This window comes from Bradyrhizobium sp. CSS354 (assembly GCF_029051725.1).
Lineage (GTDB): Bacteria > Pseudomonadota > Alphaproteobacteria > Rhizobiales > Xanthobacteraceae > Bradyrhizobium.
Genome location: NZ_JAACFU010000021.1, coordinates 31,396 through 53,793, shown reverse-complemented (window position 1 = coordinate 53,793; position 22,398 = coordinate 31,396). Strand labels below are relative to the sequence as shown.

The window sequence follows — 22,398 nt, the reverse complement described above, 5'->3', positions numbered from 1 at the left end:
CCGTACCTTCATCGATTGCACAACAGAAATGCGAAACCCTTCAAATGGACCAAGTCCGCAGATCAAGAAGGCAGCCGGGAAAAGGTGAACCAGGCGCCAATGCCGAAAGCCAAAGCCGGGGAGGGGCAGCCGACAGGATAACGATCGCCAATGCGGGCCTCATCCCCTACGACTGGTGCGATCCAGAGAGGTATTGCGCGAAAGGCCATCTCGACTGCCCCGAATGGAAAGACAGTTCGGCGAGAAGTATGTCATCACCCCGACCTCCGTCGCGAAGCACATTGCATACATTAAAGAGGTGCGACCGGTCACGACTCGTGAGCCGCGACAGGTCGCGACAACTGTCGTCACACAAAGAGAAGATGATCCTCCTAAGGCTAGTCGCGCAACCACCGACGACCAGTCGCGACAGGTCGCAACTAGCCCCGACGAGGCGCTAGTCGGACGCCTTTAAGGTGAACTTGAGCTTTTGCGTGGACAGGTCGTAGTCAAGGATAAGAAGATAGGCGAGTTGACCGAACGTGCTCGAGAGACAAATCACCTGATCGCCGGGGCTTCAGAAAATGCTCACGCCGTTGTTGGGCGCGCCGAGCGCAGACATCATTCGCGACATCCGAACAGGAACCGCAGAGCAAGGGATAAAACAGCAACGCAGTCCGCACATAGCGTATAATTTCAGGGATGGATTCGCGGCCGATCGACGACATACTCACATCATCCTGAATGGCGCGGATGCGGCGTCGATAATGGGCTTCACGCAGGTGCCGAACTTCCTTCTTAAATCTAAGAAGCTCACTCCCGCGACAAGATGGCATTCGCCATGCTGCTTTCATATGCTTGGCAGAACGACTACTGCTTTCCCGGACGACGCCGTTCTTCCCGAAGATCTACGGATTGAGGAGCGAAGTGTCCGTCGAAACCTCAAGGCCCTAGAAGAAAATGGGCTGCTCACGATCCAGAGACGAGGTCTCGGCAAGACGAACATCTATGAAGTGTATTTCACGGTGACTTCCGATGTCCGGTTCAGACCGCATAAAAATGTCCGGTCCAGAAAGGTACGTTAGGTCCGCTCTGGCGCAGACAAAAATGTCCGCTCCTCTATTAATGAGACCCGATGAATGAGACCTATATCTATATTAAGAATAAGCAGTAGGGGAATGCACCTTTAAAATGAAGGGGAAGCTCCAAGAGGCGGCGCGTATAGCTTTATGCTAGGTTTGATCGAGTCTCCCAAACTCCAAAATCGGGGAAAGCGCGCATGACGCCGCAACAGTTCCAAGCACTATACCCTCCCTTAATCGGTTGGATTCATCAAACACTACAAGCACATTCGAACGAAGTAAGAATCGTAAGTTCGCTTGGATTCCCGAGACTGTCGCAATACTTCAGCAGAAATCTCTTATCGTCGACCAAGGTTGCCGTTGTCGAACGGGTTCCGATGCCGCCACTATCATCTCTAGGACTCAGCCAGTTCGCCGAATTTGAAAACGGCGATTACGACGGTATCACGTACCTGGACACATTCTTCGTAAAGCGTCGCTCTGCGTCGAGTGAGCGGCTCCACTTTCATGAATTAGTCCATGTTGTACAGTGGCGATTGCTTGGTCCTGAAAGGTTTCTCGCGACGTACGCCGATGGATTGGAGAAACATGGGTATCGGCAAAGTCCGCTAGAGTCCATGGCTTACACCGCCGAGGAGGTATTTTGTCAGTCCAACGAGAACTTTAATGCCGAGAAGCTGGTTGCGGACGAACTGGATCGAATGTCAGGGGGCGTTTAGCGAAACGCGTGCACGATCGGGGGGACTGTCGAGCATCCATCGCCCAGTGAGAAAAAATGTCTCAATCTCAATGCCGTCGTTGAATCCGACGATTGCGACGACGTTCGGCAACGGATTTGTGCCTTTGAGCCGCCGCCAGGTCCTCGATGTGGCGATCACCAGCTTGAACACCATCGGCCTGGCGGTGGTTGGCGACAAGGAGCCCTTCGTCCGCACGGTCCTGTATCGCTTGGTGGCGAACACGCGCTCGATGGAATTGGTGAGGCGCAAGTGATGCCCAATGCGCGGCAAGAAAATCGTAGAAGGCCAGCGCGCGTCGCGATCCTTGACCAGGCGTTCGACCGCCCGGCCGTACTTGGCGCAATGCGTCTCGGCGAAGACGTCGGTCGCCGCTTCGGCGGACGCTCGGTTCGCGCCCAATAGACCTCGCGCAAATCCTTCTCATGGTGGCCTGCACCGGGAGTGGGACCGTTTTCTAGGACGTTCACGGTCTTGTGCACCCAGCATTATGGTGGCGTGTGCGGGGAAAGACCTCGTCGAGCGACTTGTAGAAGTCGAGCGCGCCGTCGCCGACATTGGCCAAACTCGTTGTTATTGATGACGGCGCTTCAGTCGTTTTGCCAAGCCACGCCTCCGTTGAGGTAGGCCAGCGTGTTGCCCTGCGCGCCAAAGGGGCGAGGCGACCGGCTCCGGTAACAAAGACGTTTGGATTCGCCTTGCAGTTTGCGCTCAGTACTATGCTGGCGGCGGCGAGGCGGGTATTTGTGCTGTTGAAGACAGCACTGCTGGCCGTGAGTTTGAGGCCAAACACCCAGCTATTCTTCTGCCAGTTGTAACCGATCTGGCCGCCCGCCAGGAACACAGGAGTATCGACGCCGCCGCCATAGACCGAGGGACCTCAGGGATTACTGAAGGATTTTTGGCCGTAACCACGCGCCGGCGTGACCGCCAATATATCCTCCGGACCAGCTCCACAGAGCCGGTATCTCGACCTGCTCGAACTCAGCGAGATGTTCGAGCGCGACGATTTCAACTCCTATCCGGTCGAGGATGACAGGCAGGTCGTCGGCATCGTCACCAAATTCGACATTCTGAAGTGCTTCGTCTTCACGCCGCGCCAGATGCTGCCGCGCTATCACGATCTGATGAGCCGCAAGGTCGGCGACGTCATGACACCTGAATTCATCTATGTCAGTCCCGATACCAAGTTGACGCGCGTGCTCCAGATCATGGTCGAGCACCGCATCAGGAGCGTCATCGTGCTCAACAGCCGCCAGAAGCTGGTCGGAATCATCGCCCGTGAGGACGTCATCGCCGCACTCAAGGCGACCGCGTGCGACTGATAGGCCGTCCGCAAACCCGTCGACTTGAGCTATGCAATTTTAAGGAAGCGGTGGTTGCCGCGCGCGCTGCGCGGAGCGCGAGCGGTTTATATCGCTCTCCGACCAGCGGCTGCTTTACATTAACAGAAATTCACTGACCTTGATTTCAATCAACTCCCCGCGAAGGGTTGAATGTGGTTTCTGGCGCTGTGTTTCTTTCGAAAGAGAATCCGCATGAGTTAGCCATCCATCTCAAAATCCATGACCATCGGTGAAGGCGGTCTGGCGCTCGTGTTCGCGGTCACACTACGATGCCGGGCTGCATTCCGTTATGACGTATCATCCAAGAAAAACTGTACAGTTCGCGGCAGAAGTTGCGCGGCCCGATTGTTCCGAAACGCCATCAGAGGCGGCCTAACACAGCGTGTCCTGAGACGGCGGGTTCATCCTTCGCTAAACAAGAGGCCTCCGATGAGTTGCGCCGCGATTTCTCATCCGTCAGTTCGATGCTAAATAGACCAAAACCCATTGCTTTTGGCTTTCCATCGGACCGTTTTTCGGACAGCGTTGTCATCACAGTCCGACAATCTTGGTAACGCGATGGTTCTAGCGCGATGGCGCCGATGCGACACAGTCGTGGAATACTGACCGCCCGAAAAGAGGACGACTGCAGACTGGGTCACCGCGATCTCCCAAATGAGTGCTGAATTCAGCGATTGTGTCCGTCATACTCCGCCCAACAATCCGTCGTCTCATAGACCCTAACGCTCGAGAGTTGCGCAAGGCGCGGTTTCGTGCGCTCCCAGATCCAGATGTGCGCTGTTTTCCGCCGTCGGATTTTCCAGTGCCGGGACTTCGTTCAGGCAATGGCGATCGAGCTTCTTAGGCGGCCGATGGCGCGCTGTCGGCGCTCGACGAGCGCCCGCGACTGGGCAAGGAGCCGGTGATCACGCCGGCGGCCAAGGCCTGGCTGGTGTCTCTGGCGTGCGACAAGGCCAAGGAGCATGGTTATCCGCACGAGTTGTGGACGACGCGGCTGTTGGCCCGCCATGCCCGCGAGCACGGACCAGAGGCCGGACATGAATGTCTCGCCCGTCTGGTTCAGGGCACGGTGTGCAAGCTTCTCGGTCCGGAGGAAATCAAGTCGCACAAAGTGCGCTACTATCTTGAAAACCGCGACGTCGAGTTCGAGCAGAAGATGGCGGAGGTTCTGTATGTCTATCGCGAGGTCCAGATCCTGAAAAAAAGCCGCCCGGTCGAAGACGTCGGACAAACCGGTCGCGATCGTCTCCTACGATGAAAAGCCGGGGATACAGGCCATCGCAACGACAGCGCCGGATCTGCCGGCCAGTGCCGGGCGTGCATGCGACCTTCGCCCGCGATCATGAGTACAAACGTCACGGCACGCTCAGCCTGTTGGCGGGGATTGACCTGCTCACCGGGAAGGTCCACGCGCACGTCAAAGACCCCCACCGCAGCCGAGAGTTCATAGCATTCCTCAATGCCGCCTATCCGGCCAGGACCGCGATCAAGTTGATCCTCGATAATCATTCCGCCCACATATCGAGAGAAACCAGAGCCTGGCTCGACACACGACCGGCAGGCCGCTTCCAGTTTACCTTCGCCCAAGCACGGCTCCTGGCTCAACCTCATCGAGGGCTTCTCCTCCAAGTTCGCCCGTTCCGTCCTGCGTCATATCCGGGTTACATCAAAGTATGAACTCAAGGAGCGCATCATGGCCGGAATCGAGGACGTCGATCGCCATCCCGTCGTCCATAACTGGTCCTACAAACTCGCCGACGCCGCCTGATATGATTAGACTAAGAAAACGCTGACTAGAACCTCTAGGTTGACTTGCCGCGCTTCCTGTCGTGCATTCGCATCACAGTCTCGTACTGCGGCTCGGTCAGGTAGCCCTTCGCCTCGTAGTGCTCGGACAGCGACGCTAGAAACATGACGGTGCTCGGGTCGTGTCTGCGCTTGGTCAAGTCCTTGAGATAGGTTCCGATGTTGTCGTCGTATATCTTCTTGGCCTCGGTCCTCGGCCTCCGCGGATCGGCCCTGCCGTACTGCCTCGTCCCGCGCTTGCTCGGCGGAGTTCGGTAGTCGGTCGGGGCGGGGGAGCCGTAGGACTTGGGCGCCGGAGCCGCGACGCCGGCCACGACATCCTCCCACGTCTTGCCTGCGGAGCGTATCAGCTTGTTGGCCATGCGCAGGGCGGCGATGGCCTCGCCGTCGTGGTTGGACTCCGTGAGCCTCAGAAACTTGAGCAGGCGCTCGCGGTCTATTATCATCCCCTCTTCTCCTCTTCGATGGCCATCGCGAGCCACGTCCTGATCTGCGCTAGGTTCTTGTGACCGACACCCGGAATAAGCAGTATGTCCCAGTCGGACATCGCCGCCACCGTCTTCAGATCGATTTTCGCGATCGCGAGATGGCGCATGATGGCGTGACCGCCGCGCATCTGCCACAGCGGCATGAGCACCGGGCTGAAGAAACAGAAGCACGCCAGTCGGCGCGCCGATAATCGGAATCGACAACCGCAGAGGCCCCGAGCGGTCAGTGACCAGACGACAGGCGGCGCGAAATGCGCGCGGAGATCGAGGAGGCGCTGACGGCAACGCACAAGAAGATAGCGAGTATCTTCATCTGATGCCGGATGTTTGTGGGCTTGCACCTGAGTTTCCATTTCGAATGAGCCAGGCAGTACGCGACGGCCTGCCGCGTCTGGTCGGCCTCGTCGGGGGGTAGTCCATCGTTGAAGCGGGAAATTGCCGAAATTCCCCTCCTCGAACCGGTCCGACAGGGCTCTGGCCGCGGATTCAAGTTTGAGTTCGTGTCCGCGAGTCATCGCCACCGCGGCCTTGGATTTCGGCTGAGGCAAATCCAGTCGACGCCGGCCGGGACCCGCAGCCTGCCGTTCGTCTCGATCACGGTGAGGAACCCGAGAGTCTCAGGCGCTTGCAGGAGATGATCGTCGGCCGGCAACAGTGGTTCTCCTCCCGTCAGCGCGCAAAGACGATGGCCTTTGCCGCGCGTCCATTCGGATTCAGTCGTGTCGGCGAGGCTCTCTTGTGCCGGCCTCTTTCGTCCCCTCGGCGCCGCTGACAAGCGACGCCGATCCTGCTGGTGTCCGGACCAGAGATCGCAGCCGGGGCGCGTACAAACCCGAGACATTACGAGCAAGAACGAGCCTCCGGGCTCGTTCATTACGTGTTTCATGCAGACGATGGAGCGTCCACTACAAGATCCGGTAGATGCCAAATCCAACTTAAAGCCCTGGGGTCCCGCCCTGTTCCCCCCCGATCATCACCGAGAAAACAGATGTGAACGCAAAGGACGAGAAGCCAACAAGGGCAGAGCGGCACAATATGACCGGCAGAACCTAGGTGGCCACGCCACGCACACCTCAATCGGGTGCGCGAAGCCTTGCCCCGTGGGCGGGCCTTGCGCTTCAGCGCCAACACGAACACCTGTCACGTCAATCCCTCTTGAGGAAATCCATGGTCAAAGGATACAGATGACTCAACGAGAGCAACTACCAAGCTCGGTAGTGAATATGACCTCCGCCCTGCTATAAGCAACAGAGGTGAGATAAGTGCAAGATGCTGCCGTTCTCAGAATTGACCGCGGCTTGCCGGCTGCGAACTCATGATGGACTTTCTTCAATTGGAGAATAAATGAATCGGACGGCACATTCGCGCGTGGGCAAGCCGGCCATGCCGATCAAACATTCGTAAGAGTGGTTGCCAATCGTCACTCACGAGCGAATTCATGCAGTAGATCTTGCATCATGACAATCGCCGCGCCATAGGGCGCATCAGTCCGAAGATGAGATTCCCCACACTCGCGTGCGTCACTCGTCAAAGTTGCGCGAAGAGGTGTCATGCGCGTGGGCCCGACAAAATCGTCAGAACAACATCGCGAAAGATTTTGCACGCTCATGCACTACCTCGAAGAATCGATAGATAACGGCAAGGGCAGCTTGTTTGGACCTTCTCTCCTCGTTTAAAGGGTCGTCACCGAAGGGGAGTGGTTGCGATGGAGCATTGGCAGGCCGAATTGGTCGGACGGAAACCTGTAATCTTCGGACAGCGTAAGGTGCGGCCGCGAGCGTGCGTGGCCGTCGGCAAGCAGCATCTGCGCGCCTTTCTACGAGATGTGCTGGAGGATATAGGGTTTGTTATCAGCGAATGCGGGACTGCTGACGAGCTGCCGCACGTACTCTGCACGGAGCTGCCTGATCTGATCCTGCTCGGCATTGGCTCGGATCGCATCGAGCCTGGAAGATTGCTCGAGATACTCGTACGCGAAAAGTTTGCAGGCAGAGTGCTGTCATTCGGCGCCCGCGAATCGATCATCATGACGGCAGTGCAGCAGGTCGGGCGCGAATATGGACTTGCTATGCTGCCGCCGCTGAGGACCCCGTTTGCAGCCGAGACGCTGCGCGATCGGGTCGCCATGCTCTTGCCCAGAGAGCCGGCGCCCCGTCCCGCGGTCCATGTCGGAGAAGCCTTACACGCTGGATGGCTTGAGCTCTGGTATGAGCCGAAGTTTGACGCGTGTACCCTCAGCCGCCGCGGCGCCGAGGCGCTTGTGCGAATGCGGCACCCGACCTGGGGCGTTGTTCCACCGGCTTATTTCATCCCGGAGCCTCACGATCCACATTTAAGGGAGTTGTCGCAGTTCGTGATCGACCGCGCAATCATGGATTGGCAGTATCTTTTGGAGCAGAGAACGTCGATCGATCTCTCCATCAATCTCCCGGCAGCATTCCTGATTGACCCGCAGGCGGTACGCGATCTGTGTCAGCGCATGCCGGCGCACCCCGCTTTCGGCGGCTTGACGATTGAAATCGAGAGCGAGGAAGCCATCCGGAATCTAGATCTCCTGATCGAGGTCGCGCGTGAGGTTCGCCTTTACAACATTGGCCTTGCAATCGACAATGTCGGCGCCAATTGGCCGCAGCTGATGGGGGTGAAGAGATTCCCGTTCAGGAAATTGAAAGTGGACCGGCAGTACGTCTCCGGTTGCGGAAATGGGCCCCTGAAGCGAACGGTGTGCCGCCAGATCGTCGATCTAGCCAAAGAATACAGTGCGCGCACCGTCGCCGTAGGTGTGGAGAGCCATGCCGACCTGATTGCTGTGACCGAACTCGGCTTCGACCTTGCGCAGGGCCATCTGTTCGGAAAGGCCATGCCGCGGAAGCAATTTGCACAGTCATCTTTCAGCACTGCTCCACTTCTGCCAAAATAGTTGCATGAGGAGTGGCTGAGCACGGTCAAGCAAAGCGTAGCAGCGCTTGCCCACACCGGCATGCTTACTCGGCACCAGGCGTGAGGCTGACTGCAATTCCCTGTGAATTTGCAAAGCCAGTGTCGCTCCTGCCGGCGCGACTTCATTTCTTTCCGAAGCGACGCAGAAGCTCATTGTAGCACAAATCCGCTTTGGCAAGCCTCCAGCGAGTCTATCCGCGGAGGTAACGTTGCAGCCATGAGGGAGGCTTGCACAAAACCTCCAGTCAGGGCGTGTGACCGGAGGTTTGCCGAGATCTCGCGTAGACGTGCGTCGGCTCGCGGCGTTTCGTCGCGCCGCCGGTTTCGGAATCATCGAGTGTCGCTTGGCCGCGCGCTGCCGTGCTGGGACAAACCGACGGAAGCTAGCAGCGTTCGAGTCGCGACTGGCTCTCGGAGTAGTGCGCGAGGGCGAACATAGCTTGAAATTGAAGCGGCCTGTTGTTGTCGCAGATGCAACATGGTCGCAGTCCGGGACAACACAATTGCGCAAATTGCCCGCCATTGAGCGTCTGTGTTTGGCACGGCATTTGAAGGGGATCGCCAATGGCATCGCTCGCCTAAGGAGTCGGAAGGCATGGCTTACAAGATCGTCGCTTCGCAATGCACCGTTTGTGGTGCATGTGAGTTTGAGTGTCCCAACGCGGCAATCAGCCTCAAGCGCGACATTTACGTTATCGATGCCAAAAAGTGTACGGAGTGCGAGGGCCATTCCGACACGCCGCAATGCGCGGCGGTCTGTCCGATGCCTGACACCTGTGTCCCGTCTAAGACAGCATAAGCAGCCCGCGTCAATAAGGTATCGTGTCGTGAACGAGGTAGTCGAAGTCTAGCTCGAAGGGGCTCTGTCGGAGGCATCTCAAATTTATCTCGATAAGGACAAGGCCGCTTCGATGCTCCAGTGGCCGCGTTGAGGCTTGTCGTCGCTGCCTGACGAGCCGGGGCGAGGTGGACAGGCGTCGAATATCCCAAGATCGCTTGCAGAATATCTAGAACTGCGTCACTTCGGAGCCGAGGAGCCGGTCTCCTCGTGCGACGAGATCGTTCCGGAGATCCTGAAGAGGGACGAGAAGCTCGACCTCCGCTTGCCCGTGGTCGCCGTGCACGAGTACATGGAGTGTAGGGGCCTAGCCCGATCCCGCCGCCCGCGCTCTGGCTGCTTACTCCAGTTTCGCAACTCAGAATGCATCCTGAGGTCAGGAGCTATTCCTGCATGTCGCCGCGTCCAGGCCCCACTTGCCAAGCGGCAGCGGACGCATCGAGGGCGCGCGGCAAAGTCGCTCAGCACGTGAATACCTGCCGCACCGAGGAGATCATCTTGACCAACGGCACGGAGGCGATCGAGCTCATGGCTCATCGCGGGCCCAGCCGAATACCAAGCCGTCCGAGCTGATCATCCCTACGATTCTAGAGTAATCCGGCATTGGCAATTCCTAAGGAGCCTCATGGCGGTGTGATCAAACGGACGCCAGCCGAGGATGATCGCAACTTCCTGAGGGGCGGGTTCGAGAAGCTGCTGACGGAAAAACCAGGCCCGTCGCGATCACACAGATATCCGAAAGCGGCTCGGGTTCGTTCCGGCCGCGGAGCTCATCCGGTTACCCGAACAGGGTATCGAACGCGAACGCATTCACAGGCGGAGCCCTCCAAGCAGCTTATTGTGTTGGCGCCGCAGCGAGTGTCTGATCGGCAGCTCTGGATCAATCCCGACTGCGGGCTGAAAACTCGAAAGTGGGAGGAGGTGCGTCCCGCGCTCGTCAATATGGTGGCCGCACGCGAGTTGCGGGCTGCGCCACGATGGTGCCAACCGTTTTGCCACGCTTTTGTGAATGAGATGCACACGCTTTGGGGGCTTGCGATGTCCTCGCGAGCTTTCCAAAGTTCCAGAGACGGGAATGCCGGCTGGCGTTGGCCGAGGCGGTCGCATACAGCCGGCGACAAGCTCGATTCTCGATCCGACGGCCGATAGCCTGCCGGCGATGCCGATCGAAGGCATTAACGGTCGATGCTAACCACAGCTCCTACTTTTCATTTATCCATCGCGTGGATGCGTCCCATCACAACAATCTATTTTACCTCCCTTACGGAATGTCATAGGAGATTGGCGCCTTGGCACGATCTTCGGGAAGATAATCGAGCGTTGCTGGTGCTTTGGGGATGGCAAATGCTGCTGCGCGACGGCAAGCGGCCGCTTGAGTTTCAGGGCGCGGCGCCCAAGCCGCTTGCGCGAAGGATCCTAGCTCGATCAAGGCACTGCCTTGCCAACCGGACGCGGGGAGTGGTGGGCAAGTCCTGAAGTGTCCCACTGGAGCGGAAGGCAAGCGGCTCCAGATTTTGCGCGGAGGCGATATCCGCTTCTCGTTGTTTGACGGCGAATGCCCTTGCCGTAAATCGAGCGCCGGTAGTCCTCCCTACCGACGAAAGCTGGTGCGATGCGTAAAGCAGCGTCGCTCCTGCGTGACTTTCGCCCGGCCTCCCGAGTAGGCCGGGCGCTTTTTTATAGGCCTGGCTATGAGTGACGGCACGGGATCATTCATTTTGACGTCATTGCGTGACCCCGGGTACGTGCATGGCATCTGCTACACCAAGCATGAGGCCGGTGCTGTTAGTCCTATCTGTCTATGGAAGGCTTTGGCCTCGTGTTCGTACGCGTGGTTAGTGTCGGATACTTGATCTTAGGTACCCGCCCGGTCAGCGAATACAGAGACGCTACGATATCGTTCTCTTCCTCATCGCTAAGCTTGACGCCGAGCTGGATTTCACTCATCAGGGCAACAGCTTGCTTCACGCTCCAAACTTGGCCCGAATGGAAGTAAGGGGCTCGCAACGCAACGTTCCGCAAGGGCGCCGCGCGGAAGACATATTCGTCACCGGCCGCCTTGGTGACCGCGAACCAACCCTTATCGGCGGCTCGGAAGCAGGCTTGCGTCAGGCTTTTTCTTCACGCCGAATGGGAAGTAGGCGTGTCCACCGATGTTGATTTCCTTGTGACAAGCGGGGCATCCGTTCTCTATAAACAGCGCCAACCCTGAACTTCTGCTGATCATGCAGAGCATGTGTATTGCCCTCCAGATACTGATCGAATGGGCGCCGCAGGTGAAATGAGAGTCGCTTCATTAGCCTCGATTGCCTTCATAGTTTTCAAAGGTGACCGGTCTCGCATCGTTCGGGAAGGCATTTTTGACCAAGGCGACATAGCTGGCCATTGAGTTCAAGCTGTCGAGCACATGATTCGGAGTCGCACTCATTTCGGCACTTGCCTGCACAGGGCCGGTGGCTTGCGCCTTCAGGTCCGCCGCGCGTCCGTCCCAGAATGGCGCCACATTGAACACCGCGTTGTAGACGGTTGGGGCCCGACGTAAGCCGACCTTCCAGACGTGACCGACTGAGGTCGGACCGGGATCGACTCCGCCGGTGCCGAGATTGCGGCACGTGTTGCAGCTAATGATCTCGCTTGCCGATAGCCGCGGATCGAAGAACAGCATCTTGCCAAGCTCGACCTTTTCATGTGTGACTGAATTGCCGCAGGAATGACTGAGGGGATCGGATGGAAGATCTGCTTGGCGGTTCTCAGCAGATTATCGTCCGCGTTAGCTGCTGGCGACATCAGCAGCACGATCGCCAAAACAGATGCTTCGGCCACAAGCCGAAGCTTCCGGATCGATTTGTTCATAAACCCACCTCATCAGCTCTGGTTGTTATCAAGGAAACAGTCGACACCGAGGCCACCCCCCGTTCTTTTCAATGGGTCGGCGCAGTATGCACCGCATCCTCTGAAAGCGAGGCGCCATCAAACTTGCGATTTCGAGATGCTCGCTGCCGGCGTGCGCCCACGAGGGTGGCTTGGCCCTTATTTGATTCGCGAGTTCGCTTTGAGCTAGATCACGACGTTCGTGTTGTAGATCAGACTAGCGCCTCAACCTTCGGCGTGATGATCGATCTGACAACAACGGGTGTGCCGCAAAGTGTAAGCTGTCCGGTGGCCGCATCGGTGCTCCATCAAGCGATTGGGTGGCCAATACGCTCCGGTGAAGTTGATCGTATACGTCTGACCCGCTGGTCGCGCTCAGCGCTCACGGTGTGGCTGGACAATAGCAACCGCCACGCCCAGTTGGATCTGACATGCAGGCTGCTGATTTAGTTGCGGAGCGAGTCCGGGCGAACAAGCAACGTCGGATGTCTTGGCTTGATGAATACATGCAGTGTCACAGATGCGACAAGCGCCGGTCCCGGCTAGACATCATCGCACAGAGAGTTTTGTATTGAGATCGAATTGCCAGCTTGTGGGCCGAACGCGGAAACAGCGGTAATAAGGTCTACGCAGGTTTGGCTAGGCACTGAGCCAAGGCGCCCGGCGGTACGTATCGCTCACGAGGCCTGCCGACTGAGGCCTCTCCGAATCATATCCGGGCCGCTCCGAGGCGCCGCCGCCGCGAAATCCCCCTCCTTTGTAGCGGGCCAGCTCCAGGCCTGAACATGGCTTGCCTTCCACCTGAGATTCGCTGGCATGACAATTGCCGTTCTCAAATCAGAAAGGCGCGTTGCCCAGAGCTTGACGGGTGCGACGGTCCGACCAGTCGGATACCCCCATTCGACACCAGCTTAAGTCACCGGCCTGACACCGAATCAGGCCGGGTGTTGGTTGGAACAGAATAAACCACTTCGCCCCACTGACGGGCGAGTGGCAGCTTTTGAAGTCCTGCGCGCTGATGGCAAAAGCCGCTGAACTTCTGCAGAAGCAACCTTCACTTCGTGCCCTTGCGTTGAACGGCTGCGATACAAGAGGACATGCTGGGAGGAGATCGTAACAGATGGCCAGGTCGTGACATGTCATCGGCGTCTTCCCCGGAACGACGTGATTGACCAGTTGTCCATGGTTGGTTCAGGTTAAATATGGTATGCGTGATGGCTTCGATTGACGATCGCTTGAATGAGATCAGATACGTGCGGAATGAAATTTGGCGCTGTCGCAGAAGGCTTCAAGGTGAGCTGAGTGATCTCGAGCGTAAGGTCCTCGAAGAGCGTCTGCTGGAGCGGCAGTCTGCCTTCGACCGGCTCCTGGCGACCACGTTTCCTTTTACATTGACACTGTGAAGAAAATTTCGGGACCTGTGCCGCGGGGCATTGGCGCGGAAATGGCATCCGACCGCAGAACGCCTTTGCCCGCGTCAGGAACGTAGCGCTCCGGCGCCGCGGGCCGTCGCGCCCCTCATGGCCGCCGCCGAGCTGAAAGGGTCGGTCCATAGCCTTGGTTCACCGACGTGCTGGCCCGCTGCGCGCCGTGAACGCGAATAATGAAATCGTTCGGGCACCCATCCAAGGGCCGTCGCCGGGGATTCCGATCGCCTCGTTTCTGCGACACCGCTGTCACCGGGAGTAGCTTTCATCCGACAGAGCGATCGAAGAAGCTTGAATCGGCCGTAGCGTCAGATTGTACAGAGCAGGCGAACGATATTCCAGACCAGGTGCAGCCGAATGATAAGACCCGTTTTCGCTTTTGTATTGTGTTCCGCTCTCGAGTTGTTCGGGCCAAGCACGGGCGCGGTTGCGGACACAAGGCGGTACGCGTGCACGATCACCGCCGCCGATCGAGAGCAGGTCGGAGTTCGGAATGAGCGGGTCATTCTCAGCGTTCAATATGGCTGCCGGAACGCGGGTGTTCTCTTGAGCGACGCGGGGATCACAGCAGTGTCGGTCAGCGAGTGGGCTGCTGACAAAGGGTCATACTTGGCTTCCCTGGAATTTCACTGCGCGCTGGAGGGAGTTGCAATTGGACAACTCTCCGAGGCGACCGGCTTCTCTATCATGGAAGGCGAGCAAGGCATTGGGGTCGCAACTTCCGGCACGACAGTGTTCAAGTTCGCATCTGGCTCATTGGCAGCCCTTTCAGGGAAGACCCTTAAATTCACGACCAAACTCACTGGCCCACGCAGCTTCGAATTGGAGTTCACAGATTGGCCAGAATCTCTTCTCTAGAAGTGAACTCGTGTCTCACGCTGTTTTCCGCAGGCGCTCGGACGCACGAAATACGCCTATGTTCTGTCCTCCGAGGCGAGCACAGCCGCAACAAGTTAAGCTAAGACTCCGAAGGCACTCGAGCGCTGTAGATCTTTCAAAAACACCTCACCCGAGCCGATCAGCAGCTCTTTAAGGCGCTGATCAGCATCAGGGACGAACTGGTCTCGCAGAAGGGGCATCTCTTCGGCAGCGCCTGCGCGACACTGAAGCTATCGACAAGGAACAGACGCAGCCCGATGATGAGCATGAAGAAGAAAAAGCTGCCGGCGCACAGCCGGGGCTCCAGCAACAGTTTTGCTGATCTCGGTCTGGCGAACGCCCAGGAGCACCAACTCAAGGCAGCACTTGTCGTGCAACTGAAGCGGTTGATGGCGGAGCGGGAGATCACTCAGACCGAAGCCGCGAGGCTGGTGGCCGAGAAGCAGCCCAACCTGCCCAGGATGCTTCGGAGGCAGTTCAGGCTGGTTTCTGTGGTAAAACTGCTGCGTATGCTGACAGCGTTCTAGTGTTACGAAGGTCGCGGGCGTTGTCCTGCGAGAATCAGTTAGCGGTTGAGATTCAGGCATCGGCAACGGGGGCTGATATGGATCTCCGGACATCAGGCGGCAGTGAATCGCGATTTTCGGCTTTTGTCGGGGGACTTGTGAGCGTGATCGGACATGCGGGAAGGGCCCAGCCCTTGTTTGATTATTGCATCGGCTTTAAACATGCTTGGGGAGCATAAAGGCGTTGAGCCGATGGCAGCGGTGACAGCACCTGATCGGACGTCGGCGCAGCATCAGTCGCTGCTGCACTTCGTCGGCAATCGCCTTGGTCCGACGAGGGTGTTTTGGCCAAAGTGGGCGAGATGGTACTGCCGGCGATGGAGCGCCGTGGACCGATCGAAGCGTGGATCATCGATGACACCGGTTTTCCCAAGAAGGGAGCACATTCGGTCGATGTGGCGCGTCAATATTGCGGGCAGCTGGGCAAGCAAGATAACTGCCAAGTCGCGCCGTCCCTGTCGCTTGCCAATCACCACGCCAGTCTGCCGGCGATGTATCGTCTCTATCTGCCGCAGGATTGGGCAGCAGATAACAAACGTCGGCGCAAAGCGGGCGTGCCCCAAGAGATCAGCTTTAACCAAGAGATCGCACTTGAGCAGATCGAAGCGGCCTGCAGAGCTGGGCTTACTCGCGGCGTGGTGCTGATGGATGCCGGATAATGGCTGCAACACACCTGCGGACCAGCATCAGCGCGTTGGGGTTGACCTATGTGGCCGGTATCTTGCCAAACACGACGGTGTGGACATCCGACACGGCGCCGCTGCCGCAATAAAAAATGGTCGGGCAAGGGCGACCACCAAAGCTGCTCCGCCGCGACCACAAGCATCAACCGATTTCGGTCAAGGAGCTTGCTGTTTGCCTTCCTCAGGGGGCTGGCGCACGATCGAGTGGCGAGAGGATGCGGCCGAGCGGCTATCGTCGCGCTTCGCCCGCGCGCGCGTCTGCGTCGCGCATTGAGATTACCAGCTCACCGGAAGCCGACCGGAGGAATGGCATTTGATCGAATGGCCAGAAGGTGAGGACGAGCCACTTAAATACTGACTTTCAACGTTGCCGGAAAAGATCACTTTCGGAAAGCTAGTCGATCTAACCAAGCTGCGATGGCGCATCGAGCGTGATTATCAGGATCTCAAACAAGAGGTCGGGCTCGGATATTTCGAAGGGCGAGCTTGGCGTGGCTTCCACCACCACGCTACGCTGTGCATCGCGTCCTACGGATTCCTGGTCTCCGCGAGGGAGACGATTCCCCCGTCGGGATCTCGTTCCGCTAGGCCGTTCAAGAAACTTGCGGTTTCGAACGGTTGCCGACCCAGAGGCTCCGCCACTAAGACCCGAACGTCACATCCCGAACTCGGTTTCGACCATGCGGCGACGAATGATCATTGCCATCGCCCGGAACCTCTCACGCTGTCCCTGTTCCATTCGGCAATCGAAGCGTCTTCTTTTGTGACGCAGTAAGACCAGGTACAGCGCGGTTTCATAGCGAACCTTCAAGAACCTGGCGGCGTGCTCATGGTTTCTTAGTTTTGAGCCAACAACGCCGCATGGATTGTAGCTATCCACGCCCCAAGCCAAGCTGAATACGCCGGAGAAGACTGGCAGCGACAATGTTGTTGAAGCGAACATGGGTATCTATCAGCTCTTCGAGATCGAACGAGAATGGAATGCCCATTTGCTTTACGACGAACGGTGTCAACACCGCCGGAGCAGGTGCTACGCCGATCTTCGCCAATTCTTCCGATCCATTAATGGTGTTCTCTGCAGCCTCAATTCCGGCCAGAAGGCAGCTTCCGGCTCCGAACCGACCAAACACGTCGACAACGTCGGTAAAGATCGCCATGTACTCTTCAAAAGTGTATTCGCCCTTCAGGCCACGGATATACTTTTTTTGCATTCCGGCGTCGACGATATCCTGCAGTCCATCCTTGCTGGCCGATGCGCGCGCACGAGTTGTCATCACTTCCCAGTCTCTCAGTTGTGACGTGAAACGTGTGCCACGGTGGTCGCAATTTACTCCAGCGATTCACGACGGCCGTGATCGCAACAGATTGTTCGGTACTTATAGGCAATCGGCGTGCCACAAGAGATGCTGCGCGAGCCGTTGACGAAACGATGCGTTTTGCACTGCGCCAACGTAGAACCGAGTCTCGGTGTCGGGTCTCTGCCATAAACGTATCAAACTGAACAGTGCTGAACGCGACAACAAGGAGCGTTAATCGATATCGAAGCCTGGAGCATCGTTTCCTTTTAAGAACTTCAACAACTCGATGGCTGGATAACGGTTGAGGCGTTTGCCGATGACGGAAGCCCGAGCCTGGATCTGGTTTTATGAGGAATGACTGTACGATACGATATTCGGTGCGAGACGAATGGCTGGACAGTTTACTACATCCGCACTGGTTTTGCTGCGCTGATCAATGACGTCGCCCAATAGCCTTCCCCTGGAAGACGCCGACGATCTGGCCGATCTGTTGAATCACCTACAATCAGAGCTGGCCTACGTCAGCAGTCACTAAGGGTTTCGCGGGCGCCGCGATTTTCGCCTTGGTCGCCGCCCTTTGGTGTGGCGGAGGACAAACGTGTATCGACGGGAGCTTCCACGGGTCTTCGAACTTCGCGACTTTGTCCAGTATTCATCACCGCGAGGCGCGTGTTTTCCAGAATTTTGGGAAATCGCTGTCGGAGATCCCTCAAAAACTGAAGCAGTTCCCGCGACATCGAGCGGGATTTCCGATGTCGACGAAGGCCTTGGCCATGCCGTGAAGGCCCAGCGCGTTGAGCTGACCAGCGGTCAAGCCGCCAATCGGGGCGATTGGCGATGGTGGGCGCATATGATCTGCACCCGCAGACGGTGACAACTGCTGACTCTAGTAGGTTTGTTGTTCCCACGCATGAGCTAGTAACTAGGCCGTTTTGACAGACACGCCTCGCGCACCAACAATGCAAGCCCTGCACAGGAGATCCTCTATGTCGTCGACCGCACTGTGCAGCAGCTCTCTTGCGTTGATCCTTTTTGCCAGCGGGATCATGGGGAGCGCGCAGGCAGACAATCCGCCGCCGCGCGCCAATGCCACGACGCCAGCCGGCCAGAACGGCGGCCCCGGCGAACGCGCCGGCCAAGCGCCGAGTACGCCGTCGGCCGCCGAGCAGCATCGCCTGCCGCCGGACTCCAGCACCAGGCAAACGCTTGATCTCCCTGGGCGGACGCTCTCTTTCATCGCGACGGCCGGCTCCATCCGCCTGTTCGACGAGAAGGGCGAGCCGGAGGCCGACATCGTCTATACCTCCTATCAGCTTGACGACACCGATCGCGGCACGCGCCCGGTAACGTTCTTCTTCAACGGAGGACCGGGCTCATCATCGGCCTGGCTGCAGCTCGGCAATGCCGGACCGTGGCGGCTGCCGATCAATGCAGACGAGGTCACGCCATCCACTTTTCCGGAGGTGAGGCCAAACGCGGAGACTTGGCTCGATTTCACCGATTTGGTGTTTATCGACCCCGTAGGCACAGGCTATAGCCGTTTCGTGGGAACCGGCGATGATGTGCGCAAGCGGCTCTTTTCAGTTGACGGCGACGTCAACGCGCTCGCGCTGGTGGTCCGTCGCTGGCTCGAAGAGCATGACCGGCTGTTGTCGCCGAAATACATCGTGGGTGAAAGCTATGGGGGCATTCGCGGGCCAAAAGTTGTGCACCAGTTGCAGATGCGGCAGGGCATAGGAGTCAAGGGTCTGATAATGGTCTCGCCACTCTTCGACTACGGCCAATTTGCCAGCACTGGCCTGCTGCAATACATCGCAACACTGCCGAGCTATGTCGCGACCCTGCGTGAAGCCGAGGGTCCGGTAAAGCGAGCGGATCTCGCCGACGTGGAAGCTTATGCACGCGGAGAGTTTCTGATCGACCTCATCAAAGGTCAGGCGGACAGGGAAGCGACCACGCGTCTGGCCGACAAGGTCGCGGCGCTGACCGGCATCGATCAGGCGGTGAGTCGCAGGCTCGCGGGCCGCTTCGACCTCGCCGAGTTTCGCCGTGAGTTCGACCGTAAGAACGGCATGTTAATCGGCAGATATGACGCCTCAGTGCGTGGCCTCGATCCGTTTCCGGACTCGGATTTCCATCTTTCCGGCGATCCGTCGAGCGACACGCTGCTCGCACCTCTGACCAGCGCCACTGTCGATCTGCTTACGCGCAAGCTAAACTGGCGGCCAGACGGCTCCTATGAGCTAGTCAACAGCGCGGTCAGGCGGGCTTGGGATTTCGGCCGCGAGCCTCCGGAGTCGCTCTCGGAGCTGCGCCAGATTCTCGCAACGGACCCGAAGATGAAATTGCTAGTCGGGCACGGCCTGTTTGACCTCGCCACGCCTTATCTCGGATCACAGATCGTGCTCGACCAATTGCCGCCATTTGCCTCAGCACCGCGCGTCAAACTCGTAGTCTTTCCAGGCGGCCACATGTTCTATTCACGAGATGGCTCGCGCTACGCGTTTCGTGCAGAGGCCGAAGCGATTATGAAGTAACCCGCACCGCGAACTAGGTCCCAAGCATGCTCGTGTTCGCACGAGCATAGTTACAGATGAAGCTGCTCATGGCGCCGGCTTCGAGATGTAAGTTCATGGTTCCCCCGGTTTTGGTTATGGATTAGGGGAACCGACTTCTTTTCACTTGTGCCGCATCATTGTTGCCGACTCGGGTGAGGTTTGCCTTCCCGACTCTGCGCGGTGCTGGAAAACGGCTTCTTGAGTGTTCCTATCTGCCCCGGTCAAGGGGGAATGTCCAAGTCATCGACGGTTGGCTGGGCGGTCTGACGAGTGACGAGATCGTAGATTCGATAGCCCGGGTGCCGGTTTCGCTGTGAATTGGAATTTCCTGCTAGCAATCCAATATGGCTCGGGCAATCGAAGTCATGCAGCTGCTTCGTCAGCGTGGTCTACAAACCCCGACGATCGCCTGCGGCTACGGGCCGACCTTTCACCTGGATGAGTTACTGAACGCTGGGTTCGACGTCGTGGTCCTCGGCGGGCCGAAGAAACTGTCTGCGAGTTGAGCGAGCACTCGCATTCGGTAAACTGGACCTCTCCGACATTCAGGGATCAGCTACGAACACGGCGGCAAGATCGTTCGTAGCGGGCGCAGGCCAGCGGTCGCGGACCTTGACGCCATACCTTTAGCCGCGACACGATCCGCGCTTCACTTGAACGGCGGAGCGCTGTGCCCGTGCTTTCGTCACGCGGCTGCGCGGCCCACTGCACGTTCTGCGTTCTGCTCGATCGGTGCCTTTGCGAAAGTATCGGATGGTTCGCATTGGAGGCAGCGTTCGATCGAACACTTCGTCGACAAGTTGGAGCAGGTTAGCCGATCTTCGGCGGCGTCGATTCCCGGAGAGCGCAACTGATTGTTTTGTTTCGGACAGGCCGTTGGCGGGGACGCCTGTCGGTGTCTGAAAGGGTCAGGTTTCTAACAATCCGCATCCTGCCAACTATCTAGCTCTACAGATGTGGGTTTTTGTATTCAACCAGCGCTGGCACACTCATTGCAAACCCCTGCGCAGGAGGCGGCTGTTAGCCCTTTGCAACAACATGCAGAGAGACACGCCCCTGATGGCAGGCAGTGAGTAAAGAAAGCCGATATGACCACCCGCTGGAGAGTAGGCATGACTTCACCGAGACGCATCTTGGTCAGCGATCCCGTCGATAAATCAACAGCGTCACACACACCGCGCTCGCAAGCGCTCAGCCGAGATGAACTACAACATCGTGAACGACCGCTGCCGCATGATCCAGAAGGCCGCGAAGTTGCGATCAGTCGGACCGGTCACGGGGATTGCACGCCTTACACCTGAATGCCGGACCGGAAATCCCTCGGTCTACCAGAAACGCGTCGCTTCATGATCTGAGGCGACAATCAAAGGAAAGTTCTATGAGCCGAGCAACTACCCAGAGCGTCGCTGAGATCAAGGCGCGCAACAAGCAGCTAATCGATGAGGTGTTGAAGGCGTACCCAGAGAAGACCGCCAAAAGGCGCGCCAAGCATCTCAGTGTTCACGAGGCGGGGAAGTCGGATTGTGGCGTCAAGTCGAATATCAAGTCCATTCCGGGCGTGATGACCATCCGTGGCTGCGCCTACGCAGGCTCCAAGGGCGTGGTCTGGGGCCCGATCAAGGACATGATCCACATTAGCCACGGTCCGGTCGGCTGTGGTCAGTACTCATGGGGCTCACGGCGCAACTACTACGTCGGCACGACCGGCATCGACACCTTCGTGACACTGCAGTTCACCTCCGATTTCCAGGAAAAGGATATCGTGTTCGGCGGCGATAAAAAGGTCACGAAACTCATCGATGAGCTCCAGGAGCTATTTCCTCTCAACAGGGGCATTACCATTCAGTCCGAATGTCCGATCGGCTTGATCGGCGACGATATCGAGGCGGTCTCCAGAGAAAAGTCAAAGGAATATGGCGGCAAGACCATCGTGCCTGTGCGGTGCGAGGGCTTTCGTGGCGTGTCACAATCGCTCGGCCATCACATCGCGAACGATGCAGTTCGAGATTGGATCTTTGACAAGAGCGCCCCAGAGGCCAGCTCTAAATTTGAGCCGACGCCATATGACGTTGCGATTATCGGCGACTACAACATCGGCGGCGATGCCTGGTCGTCACGGATCCTGCTCGAAGAAATGGGCCTGCGCGTCATCGCCCAGTGGTCCGGGGATGGATCGCTCGCTGAATTGGAGGCGACGCCGAAGGCGAAGCTCAACATATTGCATTGCTATCGCTCGATGAATTACATCTCGCGGCACATGGAAGAAAAATTCGGAATTCCCTGGTGCGAGTACAACTTCTTCGGCCCTTCCAAAATCGCGGAGTCGTTGCGCAAAATTGCAAGCTTCTTCGACGATAGGATCAAAGAAGGCGCCGAGCGCGTCATCGAGAAATATCAGCCGCTTGTCGACGCGGTGACCGCGAAGTACCTGCCGCGGCTCGAAGGCAAGACCGTAATGCTGTTCGTCGGCGGCTTACGTCCTCGCCATGTCATTGGCGCCTACGAGGACCTCGGCATGGATGTTGTCGGCACAGGCTATGAGTTCGGGCACAACGATGACTACCAGCGCACCGCTCAGCACTACGTCAAAGATGGCACACTGATCTACGACGATGTCACCGGATACGAATTCGAGCGCTTCGTCGAAAACATCCGGCCAGACCTCGTAGGCTCCGGTATCAAGGAAAAATACGTCTTCCAGAAAATGGGCGTGCCGTTCCGTCAAATGCATTCCTGGGACTACTCGGGTCCTTACCACGGCTACGACGGCTTCGCGATCTTCGCCCGCGACATGGACATGGCGATCAATTCCCCGATCTGGGGGAAGACCACGGCACCTTGGAAGGACGCGCCGCGGCCGAGCCTCATGGCGGCGGAATAGGAACGCTGACGTTCTGCCC

At 57.8% G+C, this 22,398-nt stretch carries 13 protein-coding genes and 5 pseudogenes; 12 read left to right on the top strand and 6 right to left on the bottom strand.

The window, feature by feature from the left end; all coding sequences use genetic code 11:
• Nucleotides 1–563: 563 nt before the first annotated feature.
• Together GWG67_RS33105 and GWG67_RS33100 are read left to right on the top strand one after the other, a co-directional pair.
• Nucleotides 564–1,064 (top strand): hypothetical protein, encoded by a 501-nt coding sequence (locus GWG67_RS33105; protein WP_275173701.1) that lies wholly within the window; start codon nt 564–566, stop codon nt 1,062–1,064.
• A gap of 194 nt (nt 1,065–1,258) precedes the next feature.
• A complete protein-coding gene (locus tag GWG67_RS33100) occupies nt 1,259–1,780 on the top strand; it encodes a hypothetical protein (protein WP_275173700.1) in 522 nt (173 codons plus the stop codon).
• On the opposite strand, the pseudogene GWG67_RS33095 reads toward GWG67_RS33100, so the two are convergent.
• Nucleotides 1,766–2,363: pseudogene (locus GWG67_RS33095) on the bottom strand (transposase); the annotation flags it as partial. The gene GWG67_RS33100 and the pseudogene GWG67_RS33095 overlap by 15 nt on opposite strands.
• A gap of 358 nt (nt 2,364–2,721) precedes the next feature.
• Here GWG67_RS33095 and GWG67_RS33090 point away from each other — a divergent pair.
• Nucleotides 2,722–3,123, top strand: coding sequence for an HPP family protein (locus GWG67_RS33090; RefSeq protein WP_275173699.1), 402 nt, complete (start codon nt 2,722–2,724; stop codon nt 3,121–3,123).
• A gap of 688 nt (nt 3,124–3,811) precedes the next feature.
• On the opposite strand, the pseudogene GWG67_RS33085 reads toward GWG67_RS33090, so the two are convergent.
• A pseudogene (locus GWG67_RS33085) lies at nt 3,812–3,986 on the bottom strand (6-pyruvoyl tetrahydropterin synthase family protein); the annotation flags it as partial.
• A 59-nt stretch (nt 3,987–4,045) separates the two neighbouring features.
• On the opposite strand from GWG67_RS33085, the gene GWG67_RS33080 reads away from it, so the two are divergent.
• Nucleotides 4,046–4,402, top strand: coding sequence for a hypothetical protein (locus GWG67_RS33080; RefSeq protein ID WP_275173698.1), 357 nt, complete (start codon nt 4,046–4,048; stop codon nt 4,400–4,402).
• 544 nt (nt 4,403–4,946) lie between these two features.
• Here GWG67_RS33080 and GWG67_RS33075 read toward each other — a convergent pair.
• Both GWG67_RS33075 and GWG67_RS33070 read right to left on the bottom strand, forming a co-directional pair.
• Nucleotides 4,947–5,396 carry a hypothetical protein gene (locus GWG67_RS33075; protein ID WP_275173697.1) on the bottom strand — a complete coding sequence of 150 codons (450 nt, stop codon included), beginning with the start codon at nt 5,394–5,396 and terminating at the stop codon, nt 4,947–4,949.
• On the bottom strand, nt 5,393–5,779 hold the full coding sequence (locus tag GWG67_RS33070) for a hypothetical protein (RefSeq protein ID WP_275173696.1): 387 nt from the start codon (nt 5,777–5,779) through the stop codon (nt 5,393–5,395). Before GWG67_RS33070 ends, GWG67_RS33075 begins: the two co-directional genes overlap by 4 nt.
• A 1,364-nt stretch (nt 5,780–7,143) precedes the next feature.
• On the opposite strand from GWG67_RS33070, the gene GWG67_RS33065 reads away from it, so the two are divergent.
• The 3 genes and pseudogenes from GWG67_RS33065 to GWG67_RS33055 form a co-directional block, all read left to right on the top strand.
• Complete coding sequence (locus tag GWG67_RS33065; RefSeq protein ID WP_275173695.1) at nt 7,144–8,358, top strand: EAL domain-containing protein; 1,215 nt, start codon at nt 7,144–7,146, stop codon at nt 8,356–8,358.
• A 615-nt stretch (nt 8,359–8,973) separates the two neighbouring features.
• Complete coding sequence (locus GWG67_RS33060; RefSeq protein ID WP_085399650.1) at nt 8,974–9,177, top strand: 4Fe-4S binding protein; 204 nt, start codon at nt 8,974–8,976, stop codon at nt 9,175–9,177.
• A gap of 867 nt (nt 9,178–10,044) precedes the next feature.
• A pseudogene (locus GWG67_RS33055) lies at nt 10,045–10,188 on the top strand (hypothetical protein); the annotation flags it as partial.
• An 819-nt stretch (nt 10,189–11,007) separates the two neighbouring features.
• Here the strand turns inward: GWG67_RS33055 and GWG67_RS33050 are convergent.
• Nucleotides 11,008–12,069: pseudogene (locus tag GWG67_RS33050) on the bottom strand (cytochrome-c peroxidase).
• A gap of 2,015 nt (nt 12,070–14,084) precedes the next feature.
• Between GWG67_RS33050 and GWG67_RS33045 the strand changes: the two are divergent.
• The 3 genes and pseudogenes from GWG67_RS33045 to GWG67_RS33035 form a co-directional block, all read left to right on the top strand.
• The gene (locus tag GWG67_RS33045; RefSeq protein WP_275173693.1) at nt 14,085–14,372 is read left to right on the top strand and encodes a hypothetical protein; all 288 of its coding nucleotides are present in this window, start codon (nt 14,085–14,087) and stop codon (nt 14,370–14,372) included.
• 287 nt (nt 14,373–14,659) lie between these two features.
• Nucleotides 14,660–14,920, top strand: a complete 261-nt coding sequence (locus GWG67_RS33040) for a helix-turn-helix domain-containing protein (protein WP_275173692.1) — start codon at nt 14,660–14,662, stop codon at nt 14,918–14,920.
• A gap of 77 nt (nt 14,921–14,997) precedes the next feature.
• Nucleotides 14,998–16,282 (top strand): annotated as a pseudogene (locus tag GWG67_RS33035) (IS701 family transposase); the annotation flags it as partial.
• A 232-nt stretch (nt 16,283–16,514) separates the two neighbouring features.
• Here the strand turns inward: GWG67_RS33035 and GWG67_RS33030 are convergent.
• A complete protein-coding gene (locus GWG67_RS33030) occupies nt 16,515–16,919 on the bottom strand; it encodes a hypothetical protein (protein WP_275173691.1) in 405 nt (134 codons plus the stop codon).
• A gap of 1,007 nt (nt 16,920–17,926) precedes the next feature.
• On the opposite strand from GWG67_RS33030, the gene GWG67_RS33025 reads away from it, so the two are divergent.
• Nucleotides 17,927–19,477 (top strand): S10 family peptidase, encoded by a 1,551-nt coding sequence (locus GWG67_RS33025; RefSeq protein WP_275173690.1) that lies wholly within the window; start codon nt 17,927–17,929, stop codon nt 19,475–19,477.
• A gap of 1,399 nt (nt 19,478–20,876) precedes the next feature.
• Nucleotides 20,877–22,379, top strand: coding sequence for a nitrogenase molybdenum-iron protein alpha chain (gene nifD, locus GWG67_RS33020; RefSeq protein WP_275173689.1), 1,503 nt, complete (start codon nt 20,877–20,879; stop codon nt 22,377–22,379).
• The last annotated feature ends 19 nt before the right edge of the window (nt 22,380–22,398 follow it).